The organism is Aeromonas sp. PI_26, assembly GCF_027854445.1.
GTDB classification, from domain to species: domain Bacteria; phylum Pseudomonadota; class Gammaproteobacteria; order Enterobacterales; family Aeromonadaceae; genus Aeromonas; species Aeromonas veronii.
In genome coordinates this window covers 50,164-56,994 of the sequence record NZ_JAJNOE010000024.1, presented here as the reverse complement: position 1 = coordinate 56,994, position 6,831 = coordinate 50,164, and the positions used below count along the sequence as shown (strand labels likewise).

7 protein-coding genes are annotated in these 6,831 nt (G+C 61.7%); 4 read left to right on the top strand and 3 right to left on the bottom strand.

From position 1 onward, the window contains the following. The 3 genes from galK to bacA all read left to right on the top strand — a co-directional run. Nucleotides 1–832, top strand: an 832-nt coding sequence (gene galK / locus LRL22_RS19315; RefSeq protein ID WP_270906146.1) for a galactokinase, incomplete at its 5' end; no start/stop codon positions are given. Then, on the top strand, nucleotides 829–1,818 hold the full coding sequence (galM, locus tag LRL22_RS19310; protein ID WP_270906145.1) for a galactose-1-epimerase: 990 nt from the start codon (nucleotides 829–831) through the stop codon (nucleotides 1,816–1,818). The genes galK and galM, both read left to right, overlap by 4 nt. Before the next feature lie 115 nt (nucleotides 1,819–1,933). Next, nucleotides 1,934–2,749 carry an undecaprenyl-diphosphate phosphatase gene (gene bacA / locus LRL22_RS19305; RefSeq protein ID WP_021230740.1) on the top strand — a complete coding sequence of 272 codons (816 nt, stop codon included), beginning with the start codon at nucleotides 1,934–1,936 and terminating at the stop codon, nucleotides 2,747–2,749. A gap of 66 nt (nucleotides 2,750–2,815) precedes the next feature. Here the strand turns inward: bacA and LRL22_RS19300 are convergent, their stop codons facing one another. From LRL22_RS19300 to LRL22_RS19290, 3 genes are all read right to left on the bottom strand, one after another. Continuing rightward, nucleotides 2,816–3,505 (bottom strand): ChrR family anti-sigma-E factor, encoded by a 690-nt coding sequence (locus tag LRL22_RS19300; RefSeq protein ID WP_270906144.1) that lies wholly within the window; start codon nucleotides 3,503–3,505, stop codon nucleotides 2,816–2,818. Next, nucleotides 3,498–4,067, bottom strand: coding sequence for a sigma-70 family RNA polymerase sigma factor (locus LRL22_RS19295; RefSeq protein ID WP_005355542.1), 570 nt, complete (start codon nucleotides 4,065–4,067; stop codon nucleotides 3,498–3,500). Before LRL22_RS19295 ends, LRL22_RS19300 begins: the two co-directional genes overlap by 8 nt. A gap of 141 nt (nucleotides 4,068–4,208) precedes the next feature. Continuing rightward, the gene (locus tag LRL22_RS19290) at nucleotides 4,209–4,775 is read right to left on the bottom strand and encodes an LON peptidase substrate-binding domain-containing protein (protein ID WP_270657060.1); all 567 of its coding nucleotides are present in this window, start codon (nucleotides 4,773–4,775) and stop codon (nucleotides 4,209–4,211) included. Between the two features lie 310 nt (nucleotides 4,776–5,085). Between LRL22_RS19290 and argS the strand changes: the two genes are divergently transcribed. Beyond that, on the top strand, nucleotides 5,086–6,831 hold the full coding sequence (argS, locus tag LRL22_RS19285) for an arginine--tRNA ligase (RefSeq protein ID WP_270906143.1): 1,746 nt from the start codon (nucleotides 5,086–5,088) through the stop codon (nucleotides 6,829–6,831).

The window sequence follows — 6,831 nt, the reverse complement described above, 5'->3', positions numbered from 1 at the left end:
CGGTTATGCCCTGCGCGGCCTCGATCTGGTGGTCTCCGGCAATGTGCCGCAGGGGGCGGGGCTCTCCTCCTCCGCCTCGCTAGAAGTGGCCATTGGTCAGGCCTTCAAAGAGGCGCTGGGGCTCGACATCACTCAGGCCGAGATCGCCCTCAACGGCCAGCAGGCGGAGAACAAGTTCGTCGGCTGCAACTGCGGCATCATGGATCAGATGATCTCCGCCAGCGGCAAAACCGATCATGCCCTGCTGCTCGACTGCCGCTCGCTGGAGACCCGTCTCATCCCCATGCCCAGCGATCTGGCAGTGCTGATCGTCAACTCCAACGTGCGTCGCGGTCTGGTGGACAGCGAATACAACACCCGCCGCCAGCAGTGCGAAGCGGCCGCCCGTCACTACGGAGTCAAGGCGCTGCGCGACCTCGATCTGGCCGGACTGGAAGCGGGCAAGGCCGGGCTGGATGATGCTTGCTATCGTCGTGCCCGCCACATTGTCGGTGAAAACGCCCGCACCCTGGCGGCGGCCGATGCACTGGCGAGCCACGATCTGACCCGACTCGGCGAGCTGATGGCCGAATCACACGCCGCCATGCGCGATGATTTCGAGATCACAGTGCCCGCCATCGACGGGCTGGTGGAGATCATCAAGGCCAAGATCGGCACCGATGGCGGCGTGCGGATGACCGGCGGCGGCTTCGGCGGCTGCGTGGTCGCCCTGCTGCGCCCGGAGAAAGTGGCCGAAGTGATCGCCGCAGTCGAGGCAGAGTATCCGGCCATCTCGGGCCTCAAGGCAGACTGCTACGTCTGCTCTGCCAGCGCCGGTGCAGGCAAGCTATGAGCAGCGCCATGACCCCGTTCGAGCTGGAAAATGAAGAGGGGCTGCGGCTGCGCGGCCTCGACTTCGGCGCCACCCTCACCTCCCTCACCCTGCCGGTGGCGGGCAAACAGCGTGAAGTGCTGCTGGGCTGTGCCGACGACGCCTATCCCACCCAGCAGGTGTGGCTGGGTGCGGTGGCCGGGCGTTTTGCCAACCGCATCGGCGGTGCCGAGCTGGTGCGTGATGGACAGCACTGGCCGCTGAATGCCAATCAGGCACCCAACTGTCTGCACGGCGGGCAGGCTGGCTTTCATCGCCAGCGCTGGCAAATCAGGGAGCTGGAGGCGGATCGGGTCAAGCTGGCGTTGCTCTCCCGGGCGGGGGATCAGGGCTTTCCCGGCAATCTGCGGGTAACCCTAGAGTACCGGCTGGAGCAGAGCGATCTGGTGGTGGATTTCATCGCCAGCACGGATGCCGCTACGCCGGTCAGCCTCACCAGCCACGCCTACTTCAATCTCGATGGGCAAACCGATGGCGGCGATATCCGTGACCACCTCATCAGCATCAATGCCGACCACTTCCTGCCGACCGACCCGAGCGGTTTGCCGATCACCATCACTCCGGTGGAGGGGTCGTTCGATCTGCGCCGCGAGCGCCTTGTCGGACAGGATTGGTTGAGTCATCCCCAGCAGCAACAAGCCAAGGGGTACGATCACGCCTTTGTACTCAATGGACCGGAGCAGAAGTGGGCAGCTCGCGTGGTGTCAGGTGACAGACAGCTGGCGATGGAGGTCTATACCAACCAGCCCTCGCTACAGTTCTACACCGGCAACTGGCTGGCCAATACCCCGAACCGCAGCGGCCTGTCGCACCGGGATCACGACGGCTTCTGTCTTGAGGCGCAACAGCTGCCGGACAGCCCCAATCGCCCCGAGCTGGGCAACCCCTGGCTGCTGCCTGGCGAGCGTTATCACCACCAGACCCGCTACCGCTTTATCCGCGACTAACTTAAAGAATTCATGATTTTTACATAGCCTCAGCAGTCACAATCGAGCAAGATATGCCGCCCCGAGACCCTTTCGGGGCGTTTTTACATCAACGAAGTTAAGGATTGTTTGTTCGATGACTGACACTTATAGCCTGCTGGTCGCCTTTATTCTGGGCGTCGTCGAGGGGCTGACCGAGTTCCTCCCCGTCTCCTCCACCGGCCACATGATTATCGTCGGCCATCTGTTGGGCTTTGAAGGGCCCAAGGCAGCCACTTTCGAAGTGGTGATTCAGCTTGGCTCCATCCTCGCCGTAGTCGCCGTCTTCTGGCGCCGCCTGTTTGGCCTGATTGGCATCCACTTTGGCCAGAAGCCGTCCCGGGATCACGCCACCCTGTCGCTGATCCACGTCATCCTCGGCATGATGCCCGCCATCGTGGTCGGTCTGGCCATCCACAGCTGGATCAAGGCCAACCTGTTTGGTCCGCAGACCGTCATGTACGCGCTGGTCGCAGGGGGCATCCTGCTGATCATCGCCGAGAAGTTCCGCCCGGCCGTCACAGCCGAAACCCTGGATGACATCAGCTACAAGCAGGCGTTTGGCATCGGTCTGTTCCAGTGTCTGGCCCTGTGGCCCGGCTTCTCCCGCTCCGGCGCCACCATCAGTGGTGGCATGCTGATGGGGATCAGCCGTCACGCCGCCGCCGAGTTCTCCTTCATCATGGCAGTGCCCATGATGGTGGCAGCCAGCGGGCTTGATCTCTACAAGAGCCGCGATTTCCTCTCGATGGCCGACTTCCCGATGTTTGCAGTGGGCTTTATCACCGCCTTCGTGGTAGCGATGTTTGCGATCAAGACCTTCCTGACATTGATCCGCCGCATCGACTTTATCCCGTTCGCCATCTACCGCTTTATCGTGGCATTCGCCGTCTATCTGGTGTTTGTCGCCTGACCGGCAACCAGCAATCAAATGAAAAAAGGGACCAATCTGGTCCCTTTTTCTATGGCGTCATGGTGCTCAGTAGAGGTGCTGGCTGATGCCGTTCAGCAGCCGCGACAGCCCCTTGGTGAACTGCACCGGCGCATCCTGCACCGTGTAGCAGAGGCAGCCATCGGGCGTATGCGGGCTATGGGAGTGGCTAGCATCGCGCCAGATGAAATCTCCCGCCTTGTAAAGAGTATCGCCATCCTGAATATTGCCCGCCAGCAGCAGAGTCAGCTCATAGCCCTGATGGGTGTGCTCGGGGATGCGGCCGCCCGCTTCGATATGGAGCAAGCTGGCGCGCGCCCCCATCTCGTCCAGCGGCAGACTCTGCTGACGAATGGCCCCGATATGGCGCCACTTGGGCGAACGATAGCGGGCCAGCACCCGTGGCAAACGGTAGGCGTGACCTGCCACCTCCAGCTCGCCGAGCTGGGCTCGGGGCAGATCGATAACGGGTGCAGCAACCGGTTCGGGCTGCGCCAGAATATCCGCCAGCATGGCGTCGAATCCGGCGTCCAGTCCCACTTCATCCCGAGAGTCCAGCTCGGGCTCTGCTGGCGAGGCAAGATATTGCTGCGCCAGCTCCTCTTCGAATGTCTTCAGTCGGGCAGCACAATCGGGGCAGAGTTCACAGTGAGCGGAGAGCCCCACCGCCAGCGGCAGAGGGAGCTCGTCGGCGGCGAAGGCGCGCAGCATAGGGTCGGTTGGATGGGCTTTAATCATGGCCTTGCTCCACTTGCTCTTTCAGTTTCTGTAACGCCAGCCGGAGGCGGGACTTGATGGTGCCGAGTGGCACGCCGAGCCGCTCCGCCAGCTCCTGCTGGGAGAACTCCTGCAGATAGATGCCACGCACTACCTGCTGTTGCGGCTCCGGCAACGTGCCCAGATAGTGGGCCATCTGACGGGTCAGCACCGCATCCTCACCGCCGCTCAGATGCTCCTCTTCGGCCTGAAACTCCAGCACGGGCCACAGCTCCTCGGCACAGAGATCCTCCTTGCTGGCGCGACGACGGCGCAGCATGTCGAAGCACTGGTTGCGCATCACGGTGTAGATCCAGGTGGTCGGCGCACCCTTCTCGGGGTGGTAGAGGCGCGCCTTTTGCCACACCAGCAGCATGGTCTCCTGTACCAGCTCCATGGCGTTGGCTTCGCTGCCGAGGTGGCGCAGGCCGTAGCTGCGAATACGCGGCGCAAAGTGTTGGAACAGGCGGGCAAAAGCAGCCTTGTCGGCCTGCTCTGCCACCCTGATCAGCAGAGATTTGAGGTCGCCATCCGGGTTATCCATCACGGGCGAGGTCCTGCGTATGGTCGAGTGTGGTTGGCCAGTATATGCCATTGCGCCATCCCTTTGGTGTGCTGTCGAACATGCTGTGGTGATGACTTGTACGGCGCTGCGGCAGTGGCGGATCAGCGGGTCAGGAAAAAATCAGTGGCTGGCCACCAGCACCCCCTTGAGCAGGGCGATGGCGGGCTGATTGTCGGCAGCGGCCAGCAACAACTGCTTCTGTTCAGGGGGGATGGGCAGCACCTCCAGCCAGCGCTGGGCCACCCAGTTGCCATCGTCCCAGCGGGGGGCGGGATAGAGGGCGGCGTAGTCGGGATAGTCGGCAAACACCTCCCGCAGCGCATCAACCAGCGGTTGCTGATCGGGATGGAGCCGGCGGGGCGGCCAGGCCGTCAGCGGCGTCACCTCGCCGATACGCAGGCCATCCTGCTCCTGCCACAGATCCTCTATCTGCACCCGCTCCATCCCCTGCACCGTGATCCCCAGCATGCCGTCCGGCAGCCGGTCGAAATCGATGATGGTGACCCGGGTGGCGATGGGCAGCATGTTGCGCAGGGCGTCGGGCTGACGAGGGTCCACCATGCAGAGGGCAAAGCCGGACTCCCCCGCCTCGGCGATCATCCGCTGGTATCTCGGTTCGAAGATCCGCAGCGGCATGATGCCGCCGGGCAGCAGGTGGGCAGATAGGGGAAACAGCGCCAGTCGCATCGCAAACTCCTCGGTTGGGAACCTCTGTTGATACGCCGGGCCAGAGGGAGGAGATCATTCCCGTCATCGGAAAGGAAAAACCCTTAACAATCAGGGGAAAATAGCCTGGACAAGCCGCTTCAATATGCAGTAGAAATGGATAAGCACCGTAATTTCCGCCCAATATTCTGGAATATGGCGCCAAACGCAGTGAAATATCCGCCCGACAGCGAGCGGCGGGTCATCCCTATAGTTTTCTCGAGCCGATGCGGGTAAAATTCACGCCCTTATATATCAGTCATTTTTCGACGCGCAACCTTGGTGGTCAGTTATGAAAGAGCATATTCATCATCTACTTGAACAAACGGTAGCCAATCTCAAGTCAGCAGGCGTCCTGCCGGCGGACCTGGAAGCCCGCGTGCAAGTAGACCGATGCAAGGAAAAAGCTCACGGCGACCTGGCTACCAACCTGGCCATGCTGCTGGCCAAACCGGCCCGCAAGAATCCCCGTGAGCTGGCGGCTGCCATCATCGAGCACCTGCCCGCCTCCGACCTGATCGCCAAGGTCGAGATCGCCGGTCCCGGCTTCATCAACTTCTTCTTCGACCAACGCTGGCTGGCCGGTCAGGTCGAGGCCATGGTGACCTCTGCCAACGCCAACGTACGGTTGCCCGCGCCACAAACCGTGGTGGTGGACTACTCCGCCCCCAACGTGGCCAAAGAGATGGCGGTGCACCACATCCGCTCCACCGTACTCGGTGACGTGGCTGCGCGCGCGCTGGAATTCCTCGGCCACAAAGTGATCCGTGCCAACCACATCGGTGACTGGGGTACCCAGTTCGGCATGCTGATCGCCTATCTGGAGAAGATGTCCAACGAAAACGCCTCCGACATGGAGCTGCGCGATCTGGAAGCCTTCTACACCCAGGCCAAGCGTTGCTACGACGAAGATGAAGCCTTCGCCGAGCGCGCCCGTAACTACGTGGTGAAACTGCAGGGTGGCGACGAGTACTGCCGTACCATGTGGAAGAAGCTGGTCGACATGACCATGGAGCAGAACCAGCGCAACTACGACCGCCTGAATGTCTCCCTGACCAACAAGGACATCATGGGCGAGTCCATGTACAACGACATGCTGCCGGAGATCGTGGCCGACCTGAAAGCCAAGGGGCTGGCGGTCGAGAGCGAAGGCGCCACCGTTGTCTTCCTGGATGAGTTCAAGAACAAGGATGGCGAGGCCATGGGCGTCATCATCCAGAAGAGCGATGGCGGTTTCCTCTACACCACCACCGACATCGCCTGTGCCAAATACCGTTACGAAACCCTGGGCGCCGACCGGGTGATGTACTTCATCGACTCCCGTCAGCACCAGCACCTGATGCAGGCCTGGACCATCACCCGCAAGGCGGGCTATGTGCCGGAATCCGTCCCCCTCGAGCACCACGCCTTCGGCATGATGCTGGGCAAGGATGGTCGTCCCTACAAGACCCGCTCCGGTGGTACCGTCAAGCTGGTTGACCTGCTGAACGAAGCGGAAGAGCGCGCTGCCGCCCTGCTGGAGAGCCGCAACAGCGACCTCTCTGCCGAAGAGAAGGCCGAAGTAGTGCACGCCATCGCCATGGGTGCGGTCAAGTATGCGGATCTCTCCAAGAACCGCACCACCGACTACATCTTCGACTGGGATCTGATGCTCTCCTTTGAAGGCAACACAGCTCCTTACCTGCAATACGCCTACACCCGTATTCAGTCCATCTTCCGCAAGGCCGGCGTCGATGCCGCTACCCTGACCGGCAATGTGACCCTGAACGAGGAAGCGGAAGAGACCCTGGCCCAGAAGCTGATCCAGTTCTCCGACGCGGTCAACGGCGTGGCGGACAAGGGGATGCCGCACCTGCTCTGTACCTACCTGTACGAGTTGTCCGGCAACTTCATGACCTTCTATGAAGCCTGCCCGATCAACAAGGATGGCGTGGACGAAGCAACCCGTCAGAGCCGTCTGCTGCTGTGCGCCGCCACCGCCAAGGTGCTGAAACTGGGCCTCGGCGTACTGGGCATCCATACCCTGGAGCGCATGTAA